General features: G+C 66.1%; 22 protein-coding genes. 13 read left to right on the forward strand and 9 right to left on the reverse strand.

The window, feature by feature from the left end; translation table 11 throughout:
* Positions 1-117 precede the first annotated feature (117 nt).
* Positions 118-678, reverse strand: coding sequence for a YqgE/AlgH family protein (locus tag IFS44_RS02870; RefSeq protein WP_192097407.1), 561 nt, complete (start codon positions 676-678; stop codon positions 118-120).
* Positions 679-787: 109 nt separating this feature from the next.
* Between IFS44_RS02870 and IFS44_RS02875 the strand changes: the two genes are divergently transcribed.
* From IFS44_RS02875 to IFS44_RS22075, 3 genes are all read left to right on the forward strand, one after another.
* Positions 788-1,267, forward strand: coding sequence for a peroxiredoxin (locus IFS44_RS02875; RefSeq protein WP_192097408.1), 480 nt, complete (start codon positions 788-790; stop codon positions 1,265-1,267).
* 121 nt (positions 1,268-1,388) lie between these two features.
* Positions 1,389-2,825, forward strand: a complete 1,437-nt coding sequence (locus IFS44_RS02880; RefSeq protein WP_192097409.1) for an AMP nucleosidase — start codon at positions 1,389-1,391, stop codon at positions 2,823-2,825.
* Between the two features lie 78 nt (positions 2,826-2,903).
* On the forward strand, positions 2,904-3,368 hold the full coding sequence (locus IFS44_RS22075; RefSeq protein ID WP_244649846.1) for a hypothetical protein: 465 nt from the start codon (positions 2,904-2,906) through the stop codon (positions 3,366-3,368).
* Between the two features lie 162 nt (positions 3,369-3,530).
* Here the strand turns inward: IFS44_RS22075 and IFS44_RS02890 are convergent, their stop codons facing one another.
* Both IFS44_RS02890 and IFS44_RS02895 read right to left on the reverse strand, forming a co-directional pair.
* Positions 3,531-5,363, reverse strand: coding sequence for a M2 family metallopeptidase (locus IFS44_RS02890; protein ID WP_192097410.1), 1,833 nt, complete (start codon positions 5,361-5,363; stop codon positions 3,531-3,533).
* A 159-nt stretch (positions 5,364-5,522) separates the two neighbouring features.
* Positions 5,523-6,284: an alpha/beta fold hydrolase gene (locus IFS44_RS02895; RefSeq protein ID WP_056407648.1), complete on the reverse strand. Its 762-nt coding sequence runs from the start codon at positions 6,282-6,284 to the stop codon at positions 5,523-5,525.
* Between the two features lie 226 nt (positions 6,285-6,510).
* On the opposite strand from IFS44_RS02895, the gene IFS44_RS02900 reads away from it, so the two are divergent.
* The gene (locus IFS44_RS02900; protein WP_031394464.1) at positions 6,511-7,152 is read left to right on the forward strand and encodes a YitT family protein; all 642 of its coding nucleotides are present in this window, start codon (positions 6,511-6,513) and stop codon (positions 7,150-7,152) included.
* A 184-nt stretch (positions 7,153-7,336) separates the two neighbouring features.
* Here IFS44_RS02900 and IFS44_RS02905 read toward each other — a convergent pair whose 3' ends face one another.
* Positions 7,337-8,365 carry an aspartate-semialdehyde dehydrogenase gene (locus IFS44_RS02905; protein ID WP_056407645.1) on the reverse strand — a complete coding sequence of 343 codons (1,029 nt, stop codon included), beginning with the start codon at positions 8,363-8,365 and terminating at the stop codon, positions 7,337-7,339.
* A gap of 98 nt (positions 8,366-8,463) precedes the next feature.
* Entirely contained in the window at positions 8,464-10,668 is a 2,205-nt protein-coding gene (locus IFS44_RS02910; protein ID WP_244649898.1) for a S9 family peptidase, read from the reverse strand.
* Between the two features lie 401 nt (positions 10,669-11,069).
* Here IFS44_RS02910 and IFS44_RS02915 point away from each other — a divergent pair, with 401 nt between their 5' ends.
* The gene (locus IFS44_RS02915) at positions 11,070-11,738 is read left to right on the forward strand and encodes a DUF6975 family protein (RefSeq protein WP_192008601.1); all 669 of its coding nucleotides are present in this window, start codon (positions 11,070-11,072) and stop codon (positions 11,736-11,738) included.
* A gap of 18 nt (positions 11,739-11,756) precedes the next feature.
* Here the strand turns inward: IFS44_RS02915 and bla are convergent, their stop codons facing one another.
* Positions 11,757-12,623, reverse strand: a complete 867-nt coding sequence (gene bla, locus IFS44_RS02920) for a class A beta-lactamase (RefSeq protein ID WP_192097412.1) — start codon at positions 12,621-12,623, stop codon at positions 11,757-11,759.
* Between the two features lie 171 nt (positions 12,624-12,794).
* Here bla and IFS44_RS02925 point away from each other — a divergent pair, with 171 nt between their 5' ends.
* From IFS44_RS02925 to IFS44_RS02945, 5 genes are all read left to right on the forward strand, one after another.
* Positions 12,795-13,649, forward strand: a complete 855-nt coding sequence (locus IFS44_RS02925; RefSeq protein ID WP_031394950.1) for an AAA family ATPase — start codon at positions 12,795-12,797, stop codon at positions 13,647-13,649.
* Between the two features lie 93 nt (positions 13,650-13,742).
* Complete coding sequence (locus IFS44_RS02930) at positions 13,743-15,182, forward strand: hypothetical protein (protein WP_192097413.1); 1,440 nt, start codon at positions 13,743-13,745, stop codon at positions 15,180-15,182.
* A gap of 73 nt (positions 15,183-15,255) precedes the next feature.
* Positions 15,256-15,801 carry a CHAP domain-containing protein gene (locus IFS44_RS02935; protein ID WP_031394952.1) on the forward strand — a complete coding sequence of 182 codons (546 nt, stop codon included), beginning with the start codon at positions 15,256-15,258 and terminating at the stop codon, positions 15,799-15,801.
* A 64-nt stretch (positions 15,802-15,865) separates the two neighbouring features.
* Positions 15,866-17,044, forward strand: a complete 1,179-nt coding sequence (locus IFS44_RS02940; RefSeq protein ID WP_192097414.1) for a vWA domain-containing protein — start codon at positions 15,866-15,868, stop codon at positions 17,042-17,044.
* Between the two features lie 83 nt (positions 17,045-17,127).
* On the forward strand, positions 17,128-17,436 hold the full coding sequence (locus IFS44_RS02945) for a hypothetical protein (protein WP_192097415.1): 309 nt from the start codon (positions 17,128-17,130) through the stop codon (positions 17,434-17,436).
* A gap of 57 nt (positions 17,437-17,493) precedes the next feature.
* On the opposite strand, the gene IFS44_RS02950 is transcribed toward IFS44_RS02945, so the two are convergent.
* On the reverse strand, positions 17,494-18,591 hold the full coding sequence (locus IFS44_RS02950) for an anhydro-N-acetylmuramic acid kinase (RefSeq protein WP_192097416.1): 1,098 nt from the start codon (positions 18,589-18,591) through the stop codon (positions 17,494-17,496).
* A gap of 96 nt (positions 18,592-18,687) precedes the next feature.
* On the opposite strand from IFS44_RS02950, the gene rimO reads away from it, so the two are divergent.
* Positions 18,688-20,016 carry a 30S ribosomal protein S12 methylthiotransferase RimO gene (gene rimO / locus IFS44_RS02955; protein WP_192097417.1) on the forward strand — a complete coding sequence of 443 codons (1,329 nt, stop codon included), beginning with the start codon at positions 18,688-18,690 and terminating at the stop codon, positions 20,014-20,016.
* A 78-nt stretch (positions 20,017-20,094) separates the two neighbouring features.
* Here rimO and IFS44_RS02960 read toward each other — a convergent pair whose 3' ends face one another.
* Complete coding sequence (locus tag IFS44_RS02960) at positions 20,095-20,241, reverse strand: lmo0937 family membrane protein (RefSeq protein ID WP_107045915.1); 147 nt, start codon at positions 20,239-20,241, stop codon at positions 20,095-20,097.
* A gap of 161 nt (positions 20,242-20,402) precedes the next feature.
* Between IFS44_RS02960 and IFS44_RS02965 the strand changes: the two genes are divergently transcribed.
* Entirely contained in the window at positions 20,403-21,797 is a 1,395-nt protein-coding gene (locus tag IFS44_RS02965; protein ID WP_192097418.1) for a serine hydrolase domain-containing protein, read from the forward strand.
* 10 nt (positions 21,798-21,807) lie between these two features.
* Positions 21,808-23,196 (forward strand): leucyl aminopeptidase family protein, encoded by a 1,389-nt coding sequence (locus IFS44_RS02970; protein WP_192097419.1) that lies wholly within the window; start codon positions 21,808-21,810, stop codon positions 23,194-23,196.
* Between the two features lie 54 nt (positions 23,197-23,250).
* Here IFS44_RS02970 and tpiA read toward each other — a convergent pair whose 3' ends face one another.
* A complete protein-coding gene (gene tpiA / locus IFS44_RS02975) occupies positions 23,251-24,006 on the reverse strand; it encodes a triose-phosphate isomerase (protein ID WP_031439877.1) in 756 nt (251 codons plus the stop codon).
* Between the last annotated feature and the right edge of the window lie 18 nt (positions 24,007-24,024).

Raw genomic sequence — 24,024 nt, forward strand, 5'->3', positions numbered from 1 at the left:
GGCCGCATAGAGGAACGGGCCGCCCAAATCAAATATAAAGATATCTTTATATGACGCCCGGAACGGTCCTCGCCGCGCTAGAATGTCATCTTGACCCGCGGATGCGCACCGCGATCGTCAGGCCGTACCGGTATCCGCCACCAGCAGCCGCGGGTCGACGCCGGCCCGCTCGAACGCCCTGCTCCAGCGCTCATCCGCGTTGGTGTCGAACACCAGATCGGCGGCGCCGGCGACGTTGAACCAGCCGGGACGTGCGAGTTCGCCCTCGATCTGCCCGCTATCCCATCCCGCATAGCCGAGCGCGACGACCCATCGCGACGGTCCCTTCCCCTCCGCGATCGCGCGGAGCACGTCGATCGTGCTCGACAAGGCCCAGAGCCCTGCGACCTCGATCGTATCCTGCCCGCCCCAGTCGCACGAGTGGATTACGAAGCCGCGACGGGGTTCGACCGGTCCGCCGAAGTGCACCGGTGCATTGGGCGCGTCGCCGGGCGCGATCTCGAACTGTTCGAGCAGGTCGTGAAAGCCGAGACCGTCGACGGTGGCGCCGAGACCAATCCCGAGCGCGCCGTTTTCATCATGACTGCACATCGCGATCACCGCGCGGGCGAACCGCGGATCGCTCATCCCCGGCATTGCCAGAAGGAGTTGCCCGGAAAGAAAAGCCGTCTTGTCCATGCCCTAGACCATAGCGTCGCGACGGCCCCGCCGCCACGCTTGAAATCGCGCGCCTCCCATACGAGGTACCGTCCGCCCGGGACGATCTCGCGGCGACAGGAGAATTTCCATGACGATCAGCGTCGGCGACCGGCTTCCCAACACCACTCTCGTCAAGGCTACCGCGGACGGCCCCGATCAGGTCGAGTCCGAGACCTTCTTCGCGGGCCGCAGGGTCGCGCTCTTCGCGGTCCCCGGCGCCTTCACCCCGACCTGCTCCGCCAAGCACCTGCCGGGCTTCGTCGAAAAGGAAGCCGCGCTGAAGGCCAAGGGCATCGACGAGGTCGCCTGCACATCGGTCAATGACGCGTTCGTGATGGACGCGTGGGGCAAGTCCGCCGGTGCCGGCGACATTACGTTGCTCGCGGACGGCAATGGCGATTTCGCCAAGGCGGTCGGCCTGACGATGGACGGCTCGGGCTTCGGCATGGGCACGCGCAGCCAGCGTTATTCGATGATCGTCAATGATGGCGTCGTCGAGCGGCTGAACGTCGAGGCCCCCGGTGAGTTCAAGGTAAGCTCCGCCGAGCATTTGCTCAGCGAGATCTGATCGCGTCGCGTGCCTGATTGAACGTCGCGTTCCGTCATCCTCGCGCACGCGGGAATGACGGAGCGGGCGTAGCACGCGCGCCAGTCTTGCCTCCGTAATCTCGCCCGCGTAACACTGGGCGATGACAATCGCATCCGATCTGGTCGCCGAACTCGACCGCCTTTACCGCGCCTCCGTCGCGCGGCTCCAGTCCGCCATGAGTGCGTACATCGCCGACGGCACCGTGCCCGATCCGGCAAGCCGCAGCGATGGCTCGTTCGCCTATCCAGAAATCCGGCTGATCTACAAAGGCGGCATTGACCGCCCCACGCCGCTCCGCTCGTTCGGGCGGATGGTGAATCCCGGGGAATACCGGATCAGCGTGACCAAGCCCGCAATTTTCGCCGATTATCTGACCGAACAGCTCACCCTGCTGATCGAGGATTATGACGTCGAGGTCGAAGCCGTCGAAGGGCGGCAGGAGATCCCCTTCCCCTATGTCATCGACCCCGGCCACGCGCTGAGCCTCGACGAGGTCTCCGCGACCGAGCTCGCACGATTCTTTCCCGCCACCGAGCTCGCGCATATCGGCGACGAGATCGCCGACGGGCTGTGGGTGGCGCAGGACGACACCCGTCCGCTCGCGCTGTTCGATGGCTTGCGCACCGATTTCAGTCTCGCACGGCTGCGCCATTACATGGGCACACCCGCCGAACACGCGCAACGCTTCGTATTGTTTACGAACTATCACCGCTATGTCGATGAATTCGTTCGCTGGGCGGGCACGCAGCTCGGCGAAGGCAGCCGGTTCACGACGCTGTCGGGTGCGGGCGGGATCACGATCTCGTCAGGGGATGATATCGACAAGATCATCTCCGACAGCGCATGGCGGCGGCACCAGATGCCCGCTTATCACCTGATGGCGGACGACCGTACCGGGATCACGCTCGTCAACATCGGCGTCGGCCCGTCCAACGCCAAGACGATCTGCGACCATCTTGCGGTACTGCGTCCCGAAGCCTGGCTTATGATCGGTCACTGCGGCGGCCTGCGCCCCAGCCAGCGGATCGGCGACTATGTGCTCGCGCATGCCTATCTCCGCGACGACCATGTCCTCGACGACGTGCTTCCGCCCGAGATTCCCGTCCCCGCGATTGCCGAAGTCCAGGTGGCGATGGCCAAGGCTGCCGAGATCGTTTCGGGCCAGTCCGGCGAGGACCTGAAACGCCGACTGCGGACGGGCACGATCGTCACCACCGACGACCGCAACTGGGAGCTGCGCTATTCGAAATCGGCGCTGCGGTTCTCGCTGTCGCGCGCGGTCGGCATCGACATGGAATCGGCGACGATCGCCGCGCAGGGCTATCGCTTCCGCGTTCCCTACGGCACGCTGCTCTGCGTCTCGGACAAGCCGCTCCACGGCGAGCTGAAGCTGCCGGGTCAGGCCAACCGCTTCTACGAACGCGCGATCAGCGAGCATCTGCGGATCGGGATCGAAACCTGTGAGCAGCTTCGCCAGGAGGGTGCCAAGCTGCACAGCCGCAAGCTGCGGGCGTTCGACGAGCCGCCGTTCCGGTAACGCCTGTCGCGCGATTTTCGGAGCGCATCGCATGCCGATGCGTTACGCCCGCGGGACCATTTGTGAGGGAGCATAGCCGTGGCCGACACCGACCCGCCTGAAACGGACGCCAAGAAGCCCGTCGTCACGCGCCGCCGCGCGCCGCGCAAGGCCAGTGCACCCAAGCCGGCAAAGCCAGTGGTTGGGTCGGCCGCGCCGGCACCCGACAAGCCGACATCCGAAAAGGCGGTCCCCGTCTCGCGCAAGCCCAAGCCCGCCCCGAAGCCCCGCTCGACCAAGCGCAGCACGCCGCGACCGATATCGGCGCGCAAGACGCCGCCGCCAGTCGCCAAGCCGATCGACAAGGTCGGCGGCAAATGGGGTGCCGCCGCAATCGCGGGCGGCGTCGCGGTACTCGGCGCCGCCGCAGCGCTGCTGACCCTACGCGGCAGCACGCCGAAGACGCCCAAACCCGCTGGCAAGCATGCGCATCAGGCGGACGGAACGGATTCGTCGAAGTCGTTCGAGGCCGGGATTGCCGACGAAGGGACGATCCCGGAATAATCGTCCCCGGGACCGCGCGACCGGTTCCCCCCCGGCTAAGACCGGGGAGGTGCGGGACTGTTCCCCCGCGGACGCGGGGGCCCAGCTAAAACCCGAAACGCGCTCGCAGCCCTGGATCCCCGCTTTCGCGGGGAAATGGGGCGGTTGAATGACAGCCTTGCCTCACCAGCCGGTCGGCTTGCCCTTGTTCTGCACGTCCAGCCACGACTTGAGCGGCTTGAAATACTCGACCAGCGCCGCGCCCGACATCTCGCGGCTGCCCGTGAACACCTGCAACGCGTCGGGCCAAGGCTTGGACTGGCCCATGCTCAGCATCGCGTTCAGCTTCGTGCCGACCGCCTTGTTGCCGTAGAACGAGCAGCGATGGAGCGGCCCCTTCCACCCCGACTGCTCGCACGCCGCCTTGTAGAACTGGAACTGCAGCACGCGCGCGAGGAAGTAGCGCGTGTAGGGCACCGCCGCCGGGATATGGTATTTCGCGCCCGCGTCGAACTTCGTCTCGTCGCGCGCGACCGGCGGCTTGATCCCCTGATATTGCAGCCGCATCTGGTCCCACGCCGCCTGATAGCCGGTCGTCGGGATCTGTCCCGAGAACACGCCCCAGCGCCATTTGTCGATCAGCAGCCCGAACGGCAGGAACGCGACCTTGTCCATCGCCTGACGCAGCAACAGGCCGATATCCTTGTCCGCGCTCGGCACGCGCGCCTGGTCGAGAAGTCCGATCTTCACCAGATAATCCGGCGTGATCGACAGCGCGACGGTATCCCCGATCGCCTCATGGAAGCCGTCGTTCGCGCCGTTCTTGTACAGCATCGGCTGCGCCTTGTAGGCACGCTGATAGTAATTGTGGCCGAGCTCATGGTGGATGGTGACGAAGTCGTCCGCATTCACCTTGGTGCACATCTTGATGCGGATATCGTCCTGGTTGTCGATATCCCACGCCGAGGCATGGCAGATCACGTCGCGGTCCGCGGGCTTGGTGATCTGCGACCGCTTCCAGAAGGTCTCGGGGAGCGGCGCAAAGCCCAGCGACGAGTAGAAGCCTTCACCCTGCTTCACCATCTTTACCGCGTCATAGCCCTTGGCCTTCAGCAGCTCGCCCGTGTCGAAGCCGAGATCGCCAGCCCCCTTGGGGGCGACGATGTCATAGATATTGCCCCATTCCTGCGCCCACATATTGCCGAGCAGATCGCTGCGGATCGGCCCGGTCTTCGCCTGGACCGCATCGCCATATTTCTCGTTGAGCTTCCACCGCGTATAGGTGTGGAGCGCCATGTAGAGCGGCTCGACCTCTTTCCAGATCTTGTCGGTCAGCGCGGCGAACTGCTCGGGGCTCATGTCGTAGCCCGACCGCCAGAGCGCGCCCACATCCTTGTAACCGAGCTCGCGCGCGCCCTCGTTCGAGATCGCGGTCATCTTGGCATAGTCGCCGCGCATCGGTGCGCCGACCGCGTCGTTCCAGCTCGTCCACATCTCCTGCAGCTTGGCGGGATCACGGCTCTCGCCCATCGCCGCTTCGATGTCGGAGCCGTTGATCGGCTTGCCGTCGAGCGTCCCCATGCCCTTGCCATAGGAGGACGACATCTTGGTCGTCAGCATCGACAGTTCGTCCGATGCGCCCGGCCGCGTCGGGGCGGGCAGCGTCAGCCCCCCGCGGAGCAGGTCGAGCTTGCGCTTGGTGTCGACCGACAGGCCCGGGACATTGGCGTATTTCGCCGCGCCCAGCGCATATTTCACGCCGAGATCGGTCATCTCCGCGCCCGACTTCGCCGCCAGCGCATCGGTATCGTCGGTGATGTAGGTCGCGTTCACCCACGCCACGCGCGAGGCGTCGACCGACTTGGCGGCAAAGACCTTTTCCGCCTCGGCGACGAACGCATCCGCCTGCGCGGCGGTCGGGCTGGGCACAGCAGCGGTGGCCTGAGCACCGGCCACCGACGGCACGGCGCACAGCGCGCCGGCGAGAGCAAACATCGAAACGCTGAACCGAACCATCATCATCCCCTTATCGTGAGGCCCTGATGGATGATCCGCCGCCGGATGGTCAACCCGCTAGCCACGCCCTCCCGTCATCGTGACGAAAGTCAGGACCCAGGGTTACCGGGGACGGCGCTGCTTGGCTGCGGGTCCTGACGTTCGTCAGGATGACGGGGGCTATTCAGCAAGAAAGTCCGCGATCGCCTGGCCAAGCTCGGGCTTCACCACCGCGCTCATATGCCCGCCCGGCGTCGCGACATAACGACCTTGCGGCAGGACTGCGGCGAGGTCCGGTGCCGACCCGTTATCCTCGTCCTCCGCACCGCACACCACCAGTGCCGGCTGCTCGATCGCCTTGACCGCCTCGATCGGTGTATCCGCAAAGGTCTCTAGGATCCCGAGCAATGCGACCGGATCGCCGCCCGTAGTCTTCAGAAACGCCTCGGCCAGCCACTCCGGCGTGCCCTGGACATGCTCGCCCAGATTGGTGAGGATATTGCGGAAATGCCCCGCGCGCCGCGACGTCTCGGTCAGCCCGGCGAGCCCCATCCCGGAAAATATCACCCGCCTGGGGGTCGCGCCCGTCGCCAGCATCCGCGACGTCGTTCGCGCGCCCAGCGAATAGCCGCCGAGATCATAATCGGTGAGCCCGAGATGATCGACCAGCGCATGGCCGTCGAGCGTCAGCGCATCCGCGGGGTAGAATTCCAGCCCATGCGGCTTGCCGCTCTCGCCGTGCGCGCGCAGGTCGGGCATGATCACGCGGAACCCCTTGGCCGCGATCTTGGCGGCATGGCCGTAGCGGATCCAGTTGGTCTTCGCGTCGGAGAAATAGCCGTGGATCAGCACCACCGGCCGCCCCTCGCCGACCTCGCGCCACGCGATCCGCGTGCCGTCAAAGCTCTCGAAATACTGCGTCTCGGTCGGGGAATGTGCCACGGATCCAGATCCCTATAATCGTAGGATGTCGTCGCCCCCGTCCGACACACGACACCGTGCTGTCAACCGCCACCGGGACCGGGACCGGGACCGGCGCTAAACCCCGCAACGCACGACGCGATCACAAAAAGGGGTAGTGTGGCACGCAAACTCCTCTAGCTAAGGGGCAAGGATCGCGTCGGACGATTCACCGAGGATGCGCGAAGGGCCCGACCAAGGACCCGCAATGCCGCCATCTGCCGACGCCACCCTCCCCTCAGCCACCCTTCCCCTGGGACGCCCGCACAGCATCGCGGAGGATTTCTACGCGCTCGTCATCGGCTGTATCCTGCTGGTGATCGGGCTGGTCTTCCTGAAGGCGGCGGGGCTCGTCACCGGCGGGATCGCCGGGATCGCGCTGCTCCTGTCCTATCTGGTGCCCTTGCCGACCGGCGTGCTGTTCACGCTGATCAACCTGCCCTTCTTCCTGTTCGCGCATTACGCGATGGGCCGCCGCTTCGCAATCAAGACGATGCTGGTGAATGCCGGGATCGCCGCCTTCTCGACCTTCGCGGGCGGATCGATGCACGTCGACCAGATGCACCCGTTCTTCGCCGCGATCGTAGGCGGCACGGTGATCGGGCTCGGCATCCTCGTCCTCGCGCGGCATCAGGCCGGGGTCGGCGGCACCGGGGTCGTGACGCTGTGGCTGCAGCGCACGCGGGGATGGAATGCGGGCCGCACGCAGATCGCACTCGACGTGGTAATCCTAGCCGCCGCGATCCCTGTCGTCAGCGCGGGTCAGTTCGGCTGGTCAGTCCTAAGCGCGGCCGCGATCAGCCTGATCCTGATCGCCTGGCATAGGCCGGGACGGTATATCGGTCACTGATCGCAGCCATAAGACGATCCAGCGAAGCAGGATCGCATAGGCAAGATCGGCCGACGGCGCACTCAGCGCCGGTCGACGACACGGGCTTTGCCCGTGTCCGCCCACGCAGGATGACGCCCGCGATACGTCATCCCGCGCTCGACGTCGGATAAGCGGAAGGAGGCTCCCCCTCCCGCTCCCCCGCTTACGCGTCCTTCTTCAGATGCCGACGACCCAGGAGCTCGGCGATCTGCACCGCGTTCAGCGCCGCGCCCTTGCGCAGATTATCCGACACGCACCACAGGTTGATGCCGTTCTCGACGGTCGAATCCTCGCGCACGCGGCTGATAAAGGTCGCGAACTCGCCGACGCATTCGATCGGCGTGATATAGCCGCCATCCTCGCGCTTATCGATCAGCATGACCCCGGGCGCCTCGCGCAGGATGTTCTGCGCCTCCTCGGCCGAGATCTCGCTCTCGAACTCGATGTTGATCGCTTCCGAATGGCCGACGAACACCGGCACGCGGACGCAGGTCGCGGTGACCTTGATCTTCGGGTCGAGGATCTTCTTCGTCTCGACCACCATCTTCCACTCTTCCTTGGTCGACCCGTCGTCGAGGAAGCTGTCGATGTGCGGGATCACGTTGAACGCGATCTGCTTGGTGAACTTCTTGGCCTCGGCCGGGTCGCCGACGAAGATGTTGCGGCTCTGCTCGAACAGCTCGTCCATGCCCTGCTTGCCCGCGCCCGACACCGACTGATAGGTCGCGACGACGACGCGCTTGATCTTGGCGGCGTCATGCAGCGGCTTGAGCGCGACGACCATCTGCGCGGTCGAGCAGTTCGGGTTGGCGATGATGTTGCGCACCTTGTAGCCGTCGATCGCGTCCGCATTCACTTCGGGCACGATCAGCGGCACGTCCGGATCCATCCGGTACAGCGACGAATTGTCGATCACCGTGCAGCCCGCCGCAGCGAACTTCGGCGCATAAACCGCAGTCGCCTCCGACCCGATCGCGAACAGCGCCATGTCCCAGCCGGTGGGGTCGAAATTCTCGATATTCTGGCATTTGATCTGCTTGCCGGTGTCACCGAAATCGACCATCTCGCCCTGGCTGCGCGACGATGCGACGCAGGCGATCTCGTCCGCCGGAAATTCACGCTCCGCCAGGATGTTGAGCATTTCGCGCCCAACATTGCCGGTCGCCCCTGCAACCACGATCCGATAACCCATTATGTCGTCCCTTGATGCCGCCGCGAAACGATCGCGACATTGCTGATTTTCATTCGGGCGCGTCCGTATACGTCTCCGACGCGCCCTGCCAGATAACTTTATTTCGTCGCGGGCAAGCTCGTCCCTTCGCCGGGAACCGGTCTGTCCTTCACCGTCCGGTCGAGGAAGTTGAGGATCGTCCCCCAGACATGTTCGCTGATTCCCGGCCCCGCAACGCGGTGCGTATAGCCCGGGTAGAACATCATCTCGAACGGCGTCGCGGTCGCCTGCATCTTGGCTGCGACCTTGGTCGAATTGTCGAGGAACACATTATCGTCCGCCATGCCGTGGATCAGCAGCAGCGGATCCTTGATCAGCGCCGCATCCTCGACCGCGGCCGACGTGGCATAGCTCGCCGGATCGGTCTTGGGATCGCCCAGATACCGCTCGGTATAATGCGTGTCGTAAAGCTGCCAGTCGGTGACCGGCGCGCCCGACACCGCGGCGGCATAGACCCCCGGCGTCTTCTCCAGCATCTTCAGCGACATGTACCCGCCATAGGACCAGCCATAGGTCGCGATCTTGCTCGGCTCGACGAACGGCAGCGTCTTCAGATACTCCGCCCCGGCCAGCTGGTCCTCGACCTCGACCGTGCCCATCGCGTGATAGATCGCGTCCTCGAACTTCTTGCCGCGGTTGTAGGAGCCGCGATTGTCGATCTGGAAGAAGATCCAGCCCTGATCGACCAGATATTGCGGCAGGGGCCCCTGCCAGCCCCGCGTGACCTGCTGGCCGGTGCCCGGACCGCCATAATGCTGGAAGAAGACGGGATATTTCTTGCCCGGCTCGATCGGCGGGGTGATCATCTCGTAATAGAGTGTCGTGCCGTCCTTGGCCTTCAGCGTCCCGAACCTGGTCTGCTGATGGCTGGCGGCATAGGGGTAATAGGGATGCCCCTCCTTCACCGCATTCTCGTTGATCCACGAGATCCGCTTGCCGGTCGCATCAGCCAGATAGACCTGGGTCGGCTGTGAGGGGTTCGAGCGCGAGACGATGAACCGCGTCCCCGCGCCGTCCATCGACGCGCTGTTCCACCAGCCGCTCTCGGTCAGCTTGGTGATCGCGTTCGGCTTGGCGATATCGACCGAATAGAGCTGCTGCTCGAGCACATCATCCTTGTTGCCCGTGAAGAACAACCGCCCCTTGGCCTGGTCGACGCCGACCAGCCCGGTCACGACCCAATCGCCCTTGGTCAGCTGCGTCCAGCGCCCTGCCGCGAACCGGTAGAGATGGCCATAGCCGCTGCGCTCCGACCGCCAGATGAGGCTGCCGTCCTTCAGCACGCGGTAGGCGTCCGACAGGTTCAGCCAGCTCTTCACCCCCGACTTCTCGGTGAACAGGATCGTCGACTTGCCCGTTGCCGGGTCGACGCGCAGCATCTCGAGCAGCTTCTGGTCGCGGCTCTGGCGCTGGACCAGCAGCATCGTCCCGTCCGGCGTCCAGTCGACCCGCGCGAGATAGATGTCGGGATTGGTGCCCAGATCGACCTTCACCTGTCCCGACCCGTCGGGCTTCATCACGTACAGGTCGACCAGCGCGTTGGGCGTGCCCGCGGCGGGATAGCGCTGATCATAGACCTTGGTCCCCGTCGCGCCGATCGATGCACGCGTGAAGATGCGCACCGGCGCCTCGTCGAACCGCTCGACCGCGACATAGCGCTCGTCGGGCGACCACCAATAGCCCGTGCGGCGATCCATTTCCTCCTGCGCGACGAACTCCGCCTCGCCAAAATGAACGGTGCCGCCGCCACCCTTGGTGACCGCGCGCGCCTCGCCGCCCGCGAGCGGCTGGACGACCAGATTCTGGTCGCGGACATAGGACACGAACCCACCCTTGGGGCTGATCACGGGGTTCAGCTGGCCACCCGGTGTATCAGTCAGCCGCCGGACCTTGCCGTCGAGCGTCGCGATGTACAGGTCGCCGTCGAGTGGCACGAGGATCGACTTGCCATCGGGGGCCCAGTCATAGGCGACGATACCCTTCGACCCGGCGATCCGCGCGCGCTCACGCTGCATCTTCTCGGCTTCGCTCAGCTCGGCGCCGCTGCCTACACTCTTCGAATCGACGAGCATCCGCTCCTGGCCCGTGGCGGTATCGACCGCCCAGAGATCGAACCGCTCCTTCTCGTCCGCCCGGTTGCGCAGCGAGGTCAACAGCGCACCGTCGGGCGACAGCCGTACCGCGCGCGGCTGCGGGCCCGACAGGTCGGGATTGCCGAACACCCGCGCCAGCGTCAGATCGCCGGCCGGGGCTGCAGCCGCCATGGGAGCCGCAGCCGGATCGCTCGGCGTGGCAACGCCGTCGGCGGCGCCTGCCGTTTGCGCGGACGCGCCGTCAGCAGCCATCGCGGCGGTTCCGACCGAAGCAAGTGCAAGCCCAAGCAACCATGTACGCATCCTATAGTCTCCGATGGACGGGCTCCAGCGCGGTGCCGGTGCCGCGCGCGTTATCGCGGCGCGTCCCGCCCCCGTAAAGCCGTAAACCCCGCGTGATGCGCTCGCCCGCGGCCAAGCCGTCAAGCCCAGGCCGACCGGACCCGCCGGCGGATGGTTAGCAGCCGGTTAACGTCATGTGCACGCGGTCTTTACACGTGACGTGCAAGGACCTGCGATCGGACGTCCGCACGCATATGGCGCGCGGGCATCCCAGACATGACCGGGGACTAATGGCTTCGACGACGGCATCCATTGACGAAACACGGCCCGGCGCCTGGGACGTCGTCGCGCGCCTTGGCGCCGTCGACGGTGCTGTCGCGCACCCTCACGCGACGCGACTGATCCAATCCGCCCCCGCCCAGCGCAACCTGTCGGATGCGGTGCACGCGTTCTGCGACGTCTATGGACGGCATCCCGGGATGATCGACGACGCCTTGCTGCGTGGCGCACAGTTGGGTTCGCTGCCCTGGCTCGAAACCGCAGCGACCGGGTTCGCGATCGAACGCGGCTATCTCGCCCAGCTGACCGCGGCCGTAGGGCCGTTGCCCTCGACACCGGGTCAGGCGGCGACCGAGGCCGCCCTCGCCGGCGTGCGCAACGCGCTGGAGATCCTGTCCGGTTCGGAGCGCGCCGGTTGCGCCACGGGGGCGGTGGCCGCGCTGCTCCACGACTGGGCGGTGACGCGCGATGTGCTCGACCTTGCCGCGACCCGCTTCGGCATCGTCGCGCCGCCGCGCGCGCTCCCGCCCGCTGACGTCAGCGCCAAGGCGCTGGCGACGCTGGGTGCGACGCCTGGTACACGGCGCGCCATCACCTTCGGGGCGCAGCAGCTCTACGCCCAGCATCGCGGCCTCTGGTCGCTGCTCGAAGCCCGCGCCAGCGCGCGCGGCGATCTCTGAACGGATTGCACTCGCAGCCTAGGCCAGTATCGTAGCAACTCCCCGGGCAACCTCTGAAAACAACGTCTTGAACTGCGCCTCGGTCGGCGTGCCGCCGCGCGTGTAGACACTGATCATAATCGGCGTGTCGGGATCGCGCCACAACAGCCCGATGTCGCCGGCCGCGTCCTTGCCGTTGTTCCCCGTCTTGTTGCCGATTGCCCATCCGCGCGGCAGACCGGCCCGCAACCGCGCGGCGCCGGTCCGGCATTGCCGAAGCCACAGCATGAGCAGCGCGCGTGACGAGGGCGACAATACCGGACCACGCGTCATCCGTCCGATCGTCGCCGCCATCGCCCTCGGCGTCGTCGTGTTGCGCAACCCACCCGGCGGCGTACGGTTCAGGAACGGCTCGATATCGTCGAGCCGGCTGACATCGTCGCCGAGACCCCGCCAATAGGCGGTGAGCGCGGCGGGTCCGCCGATCCGCTGCAACAAGATGTTGGCGCAGCTATTGTCGCTCTGCTCGACTGCCGCTTGGCACATCTCGCCAAGCGACATCTCGCCGCGCGCCAGATTCTGACGGGCAACGGGTGCGTGCCAGTCCTGCAGGTCTGCGGGCGATAGCGCGATCCTGTCCGCAAGCCGGGCCCGGCCGCGATCGACCCGGTTCAGCACGCACGCGGCGAGCGACGCCTTGAACGTGCTGCACATGACGAACCGCTCATCGGCACGCCAGGCGATCGCCCTCCCCGTCGTCAGGTTGCGCGCGTAGAGCCCGACATGGCCGCCACTCGCGGTCTCATAGTCGGCGACGCCGGGCGGAGGAGCCTCGCTGCGTGCGAAGGCCGGACGCGTAACGAGCGTTGCGGAAACGCCTGACAGGAGAGCCCGCCTGTTCAGCATGATGATCGTGATGCCTCCTCCAGCCGCGTCGTTTCGCCGCGCGGATGCTCGGTACACCGTCCAGGCCTTGCAACGAAACCCGATCGCTGTCGGTGTCGCCATCGTCCGGGTTGCGTCGGATGCCCAACAGCTTCTATCCGTACCGGGAATTCGATTCTGACGGGAATGGGCATGAAGCGCTTCGAAGGCACGCAGAGCTATGTCGCGACCGACGACCTCAAGGTCGCGGTGAATGCCGCGGTGACGTTACGCCGCCCGCTGTTGATCAAGGGTGAGCCCGGCACCGGCAAGACCGTGCTCGCCTATGAGATCGCCAAGGCGCTCGGCGCGCCATTGATCGAATGGAACATTAAGTCGACGACCAAGGCGCAGCAGGGGCTGTACGAATATGACGCGGTCGCCCGCCTGCGCGACGGCCAGCTCGGCGACGAGCGCGTCCACGACATCGGCAACTACATTCGCAAGGGCAAGCTCTGGGAGGCGTTTACCCAGCCGGCGCCGCCCGTCCTGCTGATCGACGAGATCGACAAGGCCGATATCGAGTTCCCCAACGACCTGCTGCAGGAACTCGATCGGATGGAGTTCCACGTCTACGAGACCAAGGAGACCGTCCGCGCGGTCGAGCGTCCGATCGTCATTATCACCAGCAACAACGAGAAGGAACTGCCCGACGCGTTCCTGCGTCGCTGCTTCTTCCACTATATCAAGTTTCCCGACCGCGACACGATGCAGGCGATCGTCGACGTCCATTTCCCCGGGATCCAGCGCATGCTCGTCTCGCGCGCGATGGACCTGTTCTACGACGTCCGCGACGTCCCCGGCCTCAAGAAAAAGCCCTCGACCTCCGAACTGCTCGACTGGCTTAAGCTGCTGCTGCACGAGGACATGCCGCTCGAGACGCTGCAGAACCGTGATCCGACCAAGGCGATCCCGCCGCTGCACGGCGCACTGCTCAAGAACGAACAGGACGTGATGCTGTTCGAACGCCTCGCCTTCATGGCGAAGCGGCAGAAGAACCAGGGGTAGCTTCGGGAGCGACGAGACAGCCGCGGCCGGAACGGTCCGCCTGAGCGACGCTGAAAACGCGGTTTTAATCAGTTGCGCGCTAATGCTCCGGGGGTGCGTCACAACCTGTCCCTCCCCGCGGCATACGCTCTGCTTGCGATCCTGGGCGTCGCGGTCTGGGTCCGGATCCTATCGGCCCATGGCGGGCTGTGGGTCGACGAGGCGTGGTCTGCGGTGCTGGTGGCGAGGGCGGACACACCCTGGGCCGTGTTCACCTCGATCAATCACGACAACAACCACCATCTGAACAGCCTGTGGATGCAGGCGGTCGGCTATGCCGCGCCGCCGCTGGCCCTGCGCGCGCTATCGATCGTCACCGGTGCCGCCACGGTGCTGGTCGTCGCCGCGATCGGTGCGCGGCGCTCCACGGCGCATGCGCTGGTCGGCGCAGCGCTGTTCGCGCTGTCGCCGATCCTGGTCAATTATGGCAGCGAAGCGCGCGGCTATGCGCCAATGCTGCTGTGCGCGGTGGGTGCGATCCTGGTCGCCGCACGCTGGCTCAACGCCCCTGGCCCTGCGCCCCGCCATGCGCCGGGGCTGCTTGCGCTGCTGACCATTCTCGGACTCCTGTCGCAATTGACGATGCTGTTCTTCGTAGTCGCGATCGCCGGCTGGGTCGCGCTGACGCTGCGCCAGCGGGTTGCCACAGGGACGGCCGCTGCGATGACCGCGCGGCTGATGCTGCCGAGCGTCGTTGCCGTCATGCTTGTCTTCACGCTGGTCTTCGGCGCTGCCGCTGCAAGCCCTGGCGGCATGCAGGTCGGCGACTTTGTGCCCTTCTCGTTCGCGAGCCTCGTCAATGCGCTGCAGGTCATGCTGGCGACGACTTTCGGCGCGTCCAGCCTGGCCCGGTGGTCAATCGCAATGCTCGCGCTGGCGACACTCGTCGTCACAGGAATCGCCGTGGCGCAACGACGACCCATGGCGTGGCTGGCAATGCTCGCCATCGCCGGACTGCCGATCGCCCTCGCCACGCTTCACGTCGCCAACACAGGAATGCCGCGATATTTCCTGCTCTCCAGCGTGGCTGTACTGCTGCTCCTGACCGACCTGATCGCCACCGCGCTGACGAAAGGCCCCCGGTCAAAGATATTGGCCGCGCTCGCCCTCACTCTCCTCGCGATCGGCATGAACCACGACATCGCGCAGGACATCGCGCGACGACGCGGCGATATCGATGCCGCCATCGCCGGCGTCCGCATCGAAGCACCGGGCGGCGCGCGCGTTCATGTCGATCACCTTCAGCCGGTTGCCCCGCTTCGGGTCGCCGCCTCAGCGGCGCGCTATCCGCTCGTGCTGACAAGCGACTGCCGACCTGTGCAATTCGTCTTCGTCGATCTCGACGACGGCGGCGCAGCGACGGCCACGACGCGACGCTGCGGACGCGTCTATACGCTTCGGACGGTGCGCCGCCGGGGGATGCTGTCGGGAACCGACTGGGCGCTTTACGGACTACCGCGCGCGCGCAACGCCTTGTCGACTAATCCATATTGAGGCTGGCGCATCGCCATGCCATTAACCACAGGCGGCAACATGGCGGTCATGGGACGGCCTTTAGGATCACGGGATGAATCGCTTCAGTCGCGCCCTTCTCTCCGCTGTCCTCACGATCGGCGCGGGGTCTGCTGCACAGGCATCGCTGCTCGACTATGTCGGCCAGTGCGTTCCGTTTGCGCGGGCGGCCTCGGGGATCGAGATCTATGGCGATGCTTGGACCTGGTGGCGTCAGGCCGATGGCCGGTACGAGCGGACGCACCGACCAAAGACGGGCTCCGTCATCGTCTTCGCCAAGACGGCCCGCCTGCCTATGGGGCATGTCGCGGTCATCAGCCGCGTCGTCGAGAAGCGCGTCGTGATGCTGACCCATGCCAATTGGTCGCGCCAGAACGGCGAACGCGGTCATGCCGAACAGGACGTCACGCTGTTCGACGTCTCGCCAGCCAATGACTGGAGCCGCGTCAAGGTCTGGTACAAGGATGTCGACGGCCTCGGCGGCGGCATCTACCCCGTCTACGGCTTCATCCACGGCGATGCGCGACCCGCGGCCGAACTGACCAGTCGCAATCCCGATTATGTCGGCGCGCTGATCGACGCATACGTCCCGGGCAGCTGACCGCGCATACCCGATCCTCGACTCGCCCCTCGACTTCGCGGGGCTGGAGAGGCAGGATAGGGCGATGTTTCTCAATTTTTTCGACGAGCTGCGTAACGCGGGCATCCCGGCCAGCCTCAAGGAGCATCTGCTCCTGCTCGAGGCGCTCGACGCCGAGGTGATCGAGCGGACGCCCGAGGAATTCTACTACCTCTCCCGCGCGGTCTATGTGAAGGACGAGGGGATGCTCGACCGCTTCGACCAGGTCTTCGCCAAGGTCTTCCGCGGCCTCGCCACGAGCTGTGGCACGACGCCGACCGACATCCCCGAGGATTGGCTGAAGGCGGTCGCCGAGAAATTCCTCACCCCGGACGAGATGGCCGCGATCCAGTCGCTGGGCTCGTGGGACGAGATCATGGAGACGCTCAAGAAGCGGCTCGAGGAACAGCAGGGACGCCATCAGGGCGGCAACAAATGGGTCGGTACCGGCGGCACCTCTCCGTACGGCAATGGCGGCTACAACCCCGAAGGCGTCCGCATCGGCGGCGAGAGCCGGCACAAGCGCGCGCTCAAGGTCTGGGACCAGCGCGAGTTCCGCAATCTCGACAACACCCGCGAACTCGGCACGCGAAACATCAAGATCGCGCTGCGCCGCCTGCGCCGGTTCGCACGCGACGGGGCCGCGGACGAACTCGACATCGACGGCACGATCGCCGGCACCGCGCGCCAGGGCTATCTCGACATCGTCATGCGCGCCGAACGCCGCAATGCGATCAAGATGCTGCTGTTCCTCGATGTCGGGGGATCGATGGATCCCTTCGTCAAGCTCTGCGAAGAGCTCTTCTCCGCCGCGACCACCGAATTCAAGAACCTCGAATTCTATTATTTCCACAATTGCCCGTATGAAGGTGTGTGGAAGGACAACACGCGCCGCTTTGCCGAGCGCACGCCCTTGTGGGACGTGCTCCACAAGTTCGGCCATGATTACAAACTGGTGCTGGTCGGTGACGCATCGATGAGCCCGTACGAGATCACCCATCCCGGCGGCTCGGTCGAGCATTTCAACGAGGAGCCGGGCGCGGTGTGGATGCAGCGCCTGACGACCACCTATCCGTCTGCGGCATGGCTCAACCCCGTGCCCGAGGCGCAGTGGGGCTATTCGCAATCGGTCCGCATCATGCGCGAACTGATGACCGACCGCATGTACCCGCTGACCCTCGCCGGTCTCGACGACGCGATGCGTGAGCTTACTCGCAAGCGCTAACGCCCCGCCTGCGCGATCCCGTACCGGAACCGTCATGGACCCGGTCGGTTTAGCGTGCATCATCCCTGTGCGAGGAATAGCTTATGTCGTCGATCCCGAATTCCGCCATGCCGCATGCCAAGGTCAAGCATGACGATGACGCCGCGCCGGCCCCCGCGGCGAAGGGCGACTGGATGGACGATGCGACGGACGCTGCAAAGGCCGGCATAGCCACCGCCACCGACGCGGTGAAGTCGCACCCGAAGACCGCGATCGCGGTCGGCGCCACGCTGGTCGCCGGCATTGCCGCCGCGATCGCTGCACCTGCGCTGCGCGCCAAGGACGCACCCGAAAAGAAGACCCCGCCAAAGCCCGCGCCCAAGAAGGCCGGCAAGCCGAAAAAGGCTCACTGAGCGAAATGTGTGGCCCGCCGGCAACGGTGGGCCATAGTCTTTTGTATCTTGGCGGGCTCAGGCCGGGTGAACGATCCCGCCCATCATCGCCGCCGGCACCCCCGTTGTGCCCGGAAAACTGATCGGCAGCCCGCGGAGCGTCCGCACCGCCATATAGGCGAAACCTTCCGCCTCCAGCGCATCGCCGTTCCACCCGAGCGCGTCAGTCGCCTCAACCCGCAGCCCGGTCGCCGCGGCGATCATGGCCAGCATCGTCGGATTATGACGTCCACCGCCCGCGACCAGCAGCCGCTTGGGTCGCGCGGGCAGATGCCGGACCGCGTCCGCAACCGTCTCCGCGGTAAATGCGGTCAGCGTTGCCGCGCCATCCGCCGCCGACAGCCCGCGTGCCGGCTGAATCGTGAAGTCATTGCGATCGAGCGACTTGGGCGGCGGTGCATCGAAGAACGGGTGATCGAGCATCGCCGTCAGCACCGTCTCGTCGACACGCCCCGCCGCCGCCAGCGCGCCCCCCTTGTCGTAGCGCGCGCCCGTCTCCGCCTCGACCCAACTGTCGATCAGGCCGTTCGCCGGCCCCGTATCGAACGCGACCAGCGAGTCGTTGCCATTTGTCGCGCCGGGAACGAAGGTGATGTTGCCGACCCCGCCCAGGTTCAGTACCGCGACCGGCCCGTCGAGCGTGGACGCCAGCGCCGCATGATAGACCGGCAGCAGTGGCGCGCCCTGCCCCCCCGCCGCCACATCGGCCGACCGGAAATCGGATACCGTCGTGATCCCCGTGGCGCGTGCCATCGCCGCGCCGTCGCCGATCTGCCAGGTCCAGCCCCGATCGGGTCGATGCGCGATCGTCTGTCCGTGAAACCCGATCACGTCTACTTCCGCTGCGGCGACACCGGCATCCGCCAGCAGCTTGTGCACTGCGAAGACATGCGTACGCGTGATGAGATCGCCCGCGGCGACGATCGGCGGACTGGCGCGCGGCCGATCGAACGTCAGCGCCATACGTGTCGCGTCGGACAGTTCCGCGCGCGCCGCATCCGAATAGGGCTCCCCACGGAACGCGATGGGGCGGACCATCGCCTCGCCATCGGTCTCGATCAGCGCGGCGTCGATCCCGTCGAGCGATGTCCCCGACATCAATCCAATCGCCAGCATTTTGGGTCCCTTTCCCTGTCCTCAGACCCGGCCATGACGGATCGCATCTCGACCGCCTAGAAAAAACCGAACTTTGCGCCTATGTGCGCGGCTCCCATGGCAACCATACTCCCCACTCCGCCCAAGATCGGCATGGTCTCGCTCGGCTGTCCGAAAAACCTCGTCGACAGCGAGAGGATTCTCACGCAGCTGCGCGGCGACGGCTATCAGATGTCGCCCGACTATGCCGGTGCCGACATTGTCCTCGTCAATACCTGCGGCTTTCTCGATTCGGCGAAAGAAGAAAGCCTCGAGGCGATCGGTGAAGCCATTGCCGAGAACGGCCGCGTCATCGTCACCGGCTGCATGGGCAAGGAAGCCGAGGCGATCCGCGCGCGCTTCCCGCAGGTGCTCGCGATCACCGGTGCGCATGAATATGAGCAGGTCGTCGGCGCGGTCCACGAAGCCGCCCCGATGCCGCCCTCCGCATTCCTCAACCTGATCCCCGACGCCGGACTCAAGCTGACGCCGCGCCACTACAGCTATCTGAAGATCTCGGAAGGCTGCAACCATCGCTGCTCCTTCTGCATCATTCCGAGCCTGCGCGGCGATCTCGTCAGCCGTCGTCCCGACGCGATCCTGCGCGAAGCCGAAAAGCTCGTCGCCGCGGGCACGAAGGAGTTGCTGGTCATCAGCCAGGACACGTCGGCCTACGGCGTCGACCTGCGCCACTCGGTCTGGCCGCTGAAGGGTGGTGGCGAGGTTCGTGCGCACATGACCGATCTCGCGCGCGAACTCGGCAAGATCGCGCCGTGGGTGCGGCTGCATTACGTCTACCCCTATCCGCACGTCGATCACGTCATCCCGCTGATGGCGGAGGGCCTCGTGCTGCCCTATCTCGACATTCCGTTCCAGCATGCCGCGCCATCGGTGCTGCGCCGGATGAAGCGCCCCGGCAATGATGCCAAGGTGCTCCAGCGCATTCACAAATGGCGTGAGATCGCGCCCGACATCACGATCCGCTCGACCTTCGTCGTCGGCTTCCCCGGCGAGACCGAGGAGGATTTCCAGTATCTGCTCGACTGGCTCGACGAGGCGCAGCTCGACCGCGTCGGCGCGTTCCGGTTCGAACCGGTCGAGGGCGCGGCGGCCAACCTGCTGCCGGACCATGTGCCCGAGGAGCTCAAGGAAGAGCGCTACGCCCGGATCATGGAAAAGACCGCGGCGATTTCCGCGGCCAAGTTGCAGGCCAAGATCGGCCGGACCCTCGACGTGATCATCGACGTGGTCGACGACGAGGGGGCGACGGGTCGCTCACAGGCGGATGCGCCCGAGATCGACGGCGAGGTCTTCCTGCGCGATGCGGGTCACCTGACGGTCGGCGATATCGTACCCGTGACGATCGAGGATGCCGACGACCATGATCTGTACGGCGTGCCGGTCTGACGCGCCTGCGTCGGTCTTGACGCAACGATACTACCCCAAGGTGCAGGCGAAAATACCTGCACCTTGGGGCACACGCGTTCAGACGACGTTGCGACCGGTGAACAGCTTCACGAGCACCACGATCACCGCGATCACCAGCAGGATGTGGATCAACCCGCCCGCGACGTGGAAGGCGAAACCGGCAAGCCAGAGGACGAGCAAGATGACGGCGATGGTCCAGAGCATGGCAGTTCCCAATCTGTTGTGATGACGTGATCGATGCCGCTGAAACGTCCCCGTGCGCGGGCGTGTTCCGCCATTTAACCTGATATGGGTTAAGCTCCTCAGCTGGCTCGACATTAAGTTGCGGCGTTGCACCGCCACCCGCCTTCTGCTTCGATGTCGCCATGCCGTTTCGCCTGTTCACGCTCGCCGCGCTCGCGCTTCCCTTGCCCGCCATCGCCCAGTCGCTCACGCCTGCGGAAACCTCGCAGATCGATACGCTCGTTGCCGGTTCGCTCCGCGATACGGGCGTCCCGTCCGCATCGATCGCGATCGTGCGCGGCGGGCGGATCATATTCGCCAAGGCCTATGGCAAGCCGTCGGAAACGATCGCCGTGGCGGATCCGGCGTTGCCCTACCAGATCGCGTCGATTTCGAAGCAATTCACCGCCGCCGCGATCCTGCTGCTCGAGGATGAGGGCCGGCTGAGCCTCGACGATACGGTGGCAAAATATGTCCCCGGCGTGACCGGCGGCGACCGCATCACGATCCGCCAGTTGCTCAGCCACACCTCGGGCCTGCAGGACTATTGGCCGCAGGATTACAGCTTTGCGGCAATGGCGACCCCCGTCACGCCGCAGCAGATCGTCGATCGCTGGGGGAAGAAGCCGCTCGATTTCGAGCCGGGCACGCAGTGGCAATATTCCAACACCGGCTATGTCGTCGCGGGCCTGATCGTCGAGAAGATCGCGAAACAACCGCTGCTCGACTTCCTGCAGCAGCGCATCTTTAAGCCGCTCGACATTCGCGCGCTCGATCAGGACAAGGCGATCGGCAAGGGCTTTCCGCAAGGCTATGGCCGTTTCGCGCTCGGGCCCGTCCGTCCCGAGACGCCGAGTGCGCCCGGCTGGCTGTACGCCGCGGGCGAGCTGTCGATGAGTGCGCGGGACCTCGCCAAATGGGACGTCGCGCGCCTTACCCGAACCACGCTGCCCGCAGACGACTGGGCGGCGCAGGAGACCCCGGTCAGGCTCGTCGACGGATCGACCAATGGCTATGGCCTCGGCGTCTCGACCGGCACCGCCAACGGGCGTCGCTATGTCGAGCATAGCGGCGAGGCGGTCGGCTTCCTGTCCGAGAACATCGTGTATCCCGACGATCAGGCGGCGATCGTCGTGCTTACCAACAGCTGGTTCAGCGATGCGGTCGGCCGCATCTCGAGCGGGATCGCGAAGATCGTCCTGCCACCCCCCGCCGCGAACGGAGAAGATGCCGCCGCCCTGCCCAGGGCACGCGCAGTCTACGATCAGCTCCGCACCGGCACGCTCGACCGCAGCCGCCTGACCGAGGACGCCAATTTCTATTTCAAGCCGGTCGCGCTCGCGGACTATAAGTCGAGCCTCGGCGCGCTCGGCGAACCGACCGGTTTTGCGCAAACCGGCCGCGCCCGCTTGCGCGGCGGCTTCGTCAACCGCACCTATCGCATCACCTATCCCGACCGTACGCTCTCGCTCAGCACCTATGCCGAACCCGGTGCGAACGGCCGGTACGAACAATTCCTCGTGGCTCCCTCTCAGTAACTGGCACGCAATGACCGATTTCGCTTCCCTGCTTCAGCCCGACCACGGCCAGCCCGCCACGCCGATCCACGTCGTCCGACCGGAGGAGTTTGCGAGCTGGCTCGGTGCTCAGCCGTCGCGCATCCGCACCGCGGTTGCGGCGCATGGCCTGACCGGCAAGCCCGGCGACCGCGCCGTGCTGCCCGGCGACGCCCCTGACACATGGTCGATGCTGCTCGTCTGTGACGAGGCGATGTCGTCGCCGTGGCGGATCGCCTCGCTCGGTGCCTCGCTTCCCGCGGGCACCTACCGCCTCGCAGAGGGCGACGTGGGGGGTGCCGGACTTGGCTGGATGCTCGCACAGCATCAGTTCGATCGCTATCGCAAACCCGTCGGCAAGCCCGCGCGCGTGTTGCTGACGAGCGAGGTCGCGTCGATCGAGCCGACGATCCGTCTTGCCGAGGCGACCGCAATGGTCCGCGACCTCGTCAACACCGGCGCATCGGATCTCGGCCCCGCCGAGCTCGAGGCGGCGGTAGAGACGCTCGCCGCCCGGCATGGCGCAACCGTCACGACGACGCGCGGCGACGCGCTCGCCAGCGGCTATCCGATGATCCACGCAGTCGGCCAGGCAGCATCGGAGGCACGCGCGCCCCGGCTGATCGAGCTCGAATGGGGCGACCCCACGCACCCGCGCGTCGCGCTGGTCGGCAAGGGCGTCTGCTTCGACTCGGGCGGCCTCGACATCAAGCCATCGGCCGGCATGCGGCTGATGAAGAAGGACATGGGCGGCGCCGCGCACACGCTCGCACTGGCCGGGCTGGTGATGGGGGCGAAGCTCCCCGTCCGGCTCCACCTGCTCATCCCCGCGGTCGAGAACGCGATTGCCGGCAATGCCTTCCGCCCGGGCGACGTGCTCGACACGCGACAGGGCATGACGGTCGAGAATACCAATACCGATGCCGAGGGGCGGCTCGTTCTTGGCGACGCACTGACGCGCGCGGTCGAGCACCGGCCCGCGCTGATCCTCGACTTCGCGACGCTGACGGGCGCGGCGCGTGTCGCGCTCGGCCCCGATCTTCCGCCGCTGTTCACCGACGACGAGACGCTCGCGGCCGAGCTGATCGCCGCCAGCCATGACCAAGCCGACCCGCTCTGGCGGATGCCGTTGTGGAACGGGTATGACGACATGCTCAAGTCGGACATCGCCGATCTGGTCAACGCGCCCGATGGCGGTTTTGCCGGCGCGATCACCGCGGCGCTGTTCCTGCGCCGCTTCGTGCCGCCCGGCATCGCCTGGGCGCATCTCGACGTCTTCGCCTGGCGCCCGACTGCGAAGCCCGGCCGCCCCAAGGGGGGCGAGGCCTATGCCCTGCGCGCCGCCTTCGCGATGCTGAGCACGCGGTACGGCACCCCCTGACGAAAGGCCTGACGCGGCACGCCCGACGATAGGGCGTGCCGCGCTCTCGGCGGGTCAGCCGACGCTGTCGATGCTCGCCGCGGCCTCGATGATCGGGACGAACTTGTCCGCAGTCAGGCTGGCGCCACCGACCAGCGCGCCGTCGACATTCGCGGTCGTTAGGATCGCCGCGGCATTGCTGCCCGTCACCGACCCGCCATAGAGGATCCGCACGCCCGCTGCCGCATCGCCGATCAGCATACGCAGCTTCGCCCGCGCGATCGCATGGATCGCGGCGATCTCGTCGAGCGTCGGGGTGCGCCCGGTACCGATCGCCCAGCGCGGCTCATAGGCCAGCGTGAACCAGCTGCCGTCGGCATTGTCGGGCACCGACTTCTCGATCTGCGCCTGCACGACACGTTCGGCCCGATCGGCATCGCGTTCGGCCTCGGTCTCGCCGCAGCACAGGATGACGCGCAGTCCCTGCCGCCGCGCCGCCGCCGCCTTCGCCCAGGCGTCGTGGCTGGTTTCGTGCTGGTCAGCACGGCGTTCGGAATGACCGACGATCGTGAAGCGCGCACCCGCTTCCTTCACCATCCCCGCCGACACGCAACCCGTATGCGCGCCCGAATCGGCCTCGTGCACATCCTCGGCACCGATCGCGAGGGCCGGCGCGCGATCAGCCGCCGCGGCGATCAGCGTGAAGGGCACGGCAATTTCCACATCGACGTCCGGCGCTGCCGCCGCCGCCGCCGCGATCGCGTCGAGTTCGGCCAGCGCCGCGCGCGACCCGTTCATCTTCCAGTTTCCCGCTACCAACTTGCGCCGCATCGCACTCTCCCGATCATC

Origin of the sequence: Sphingomonas sp. CFBP 13706 (assembly GCF_014842355.1) — a bacterium.
Lineage (GTDB): Bacteria > Pseudomonadota > Alphaproteobacteria > Sphingomonadales > Sphingomonadaceae > Sphingomonas > Sphingomonas aerolata.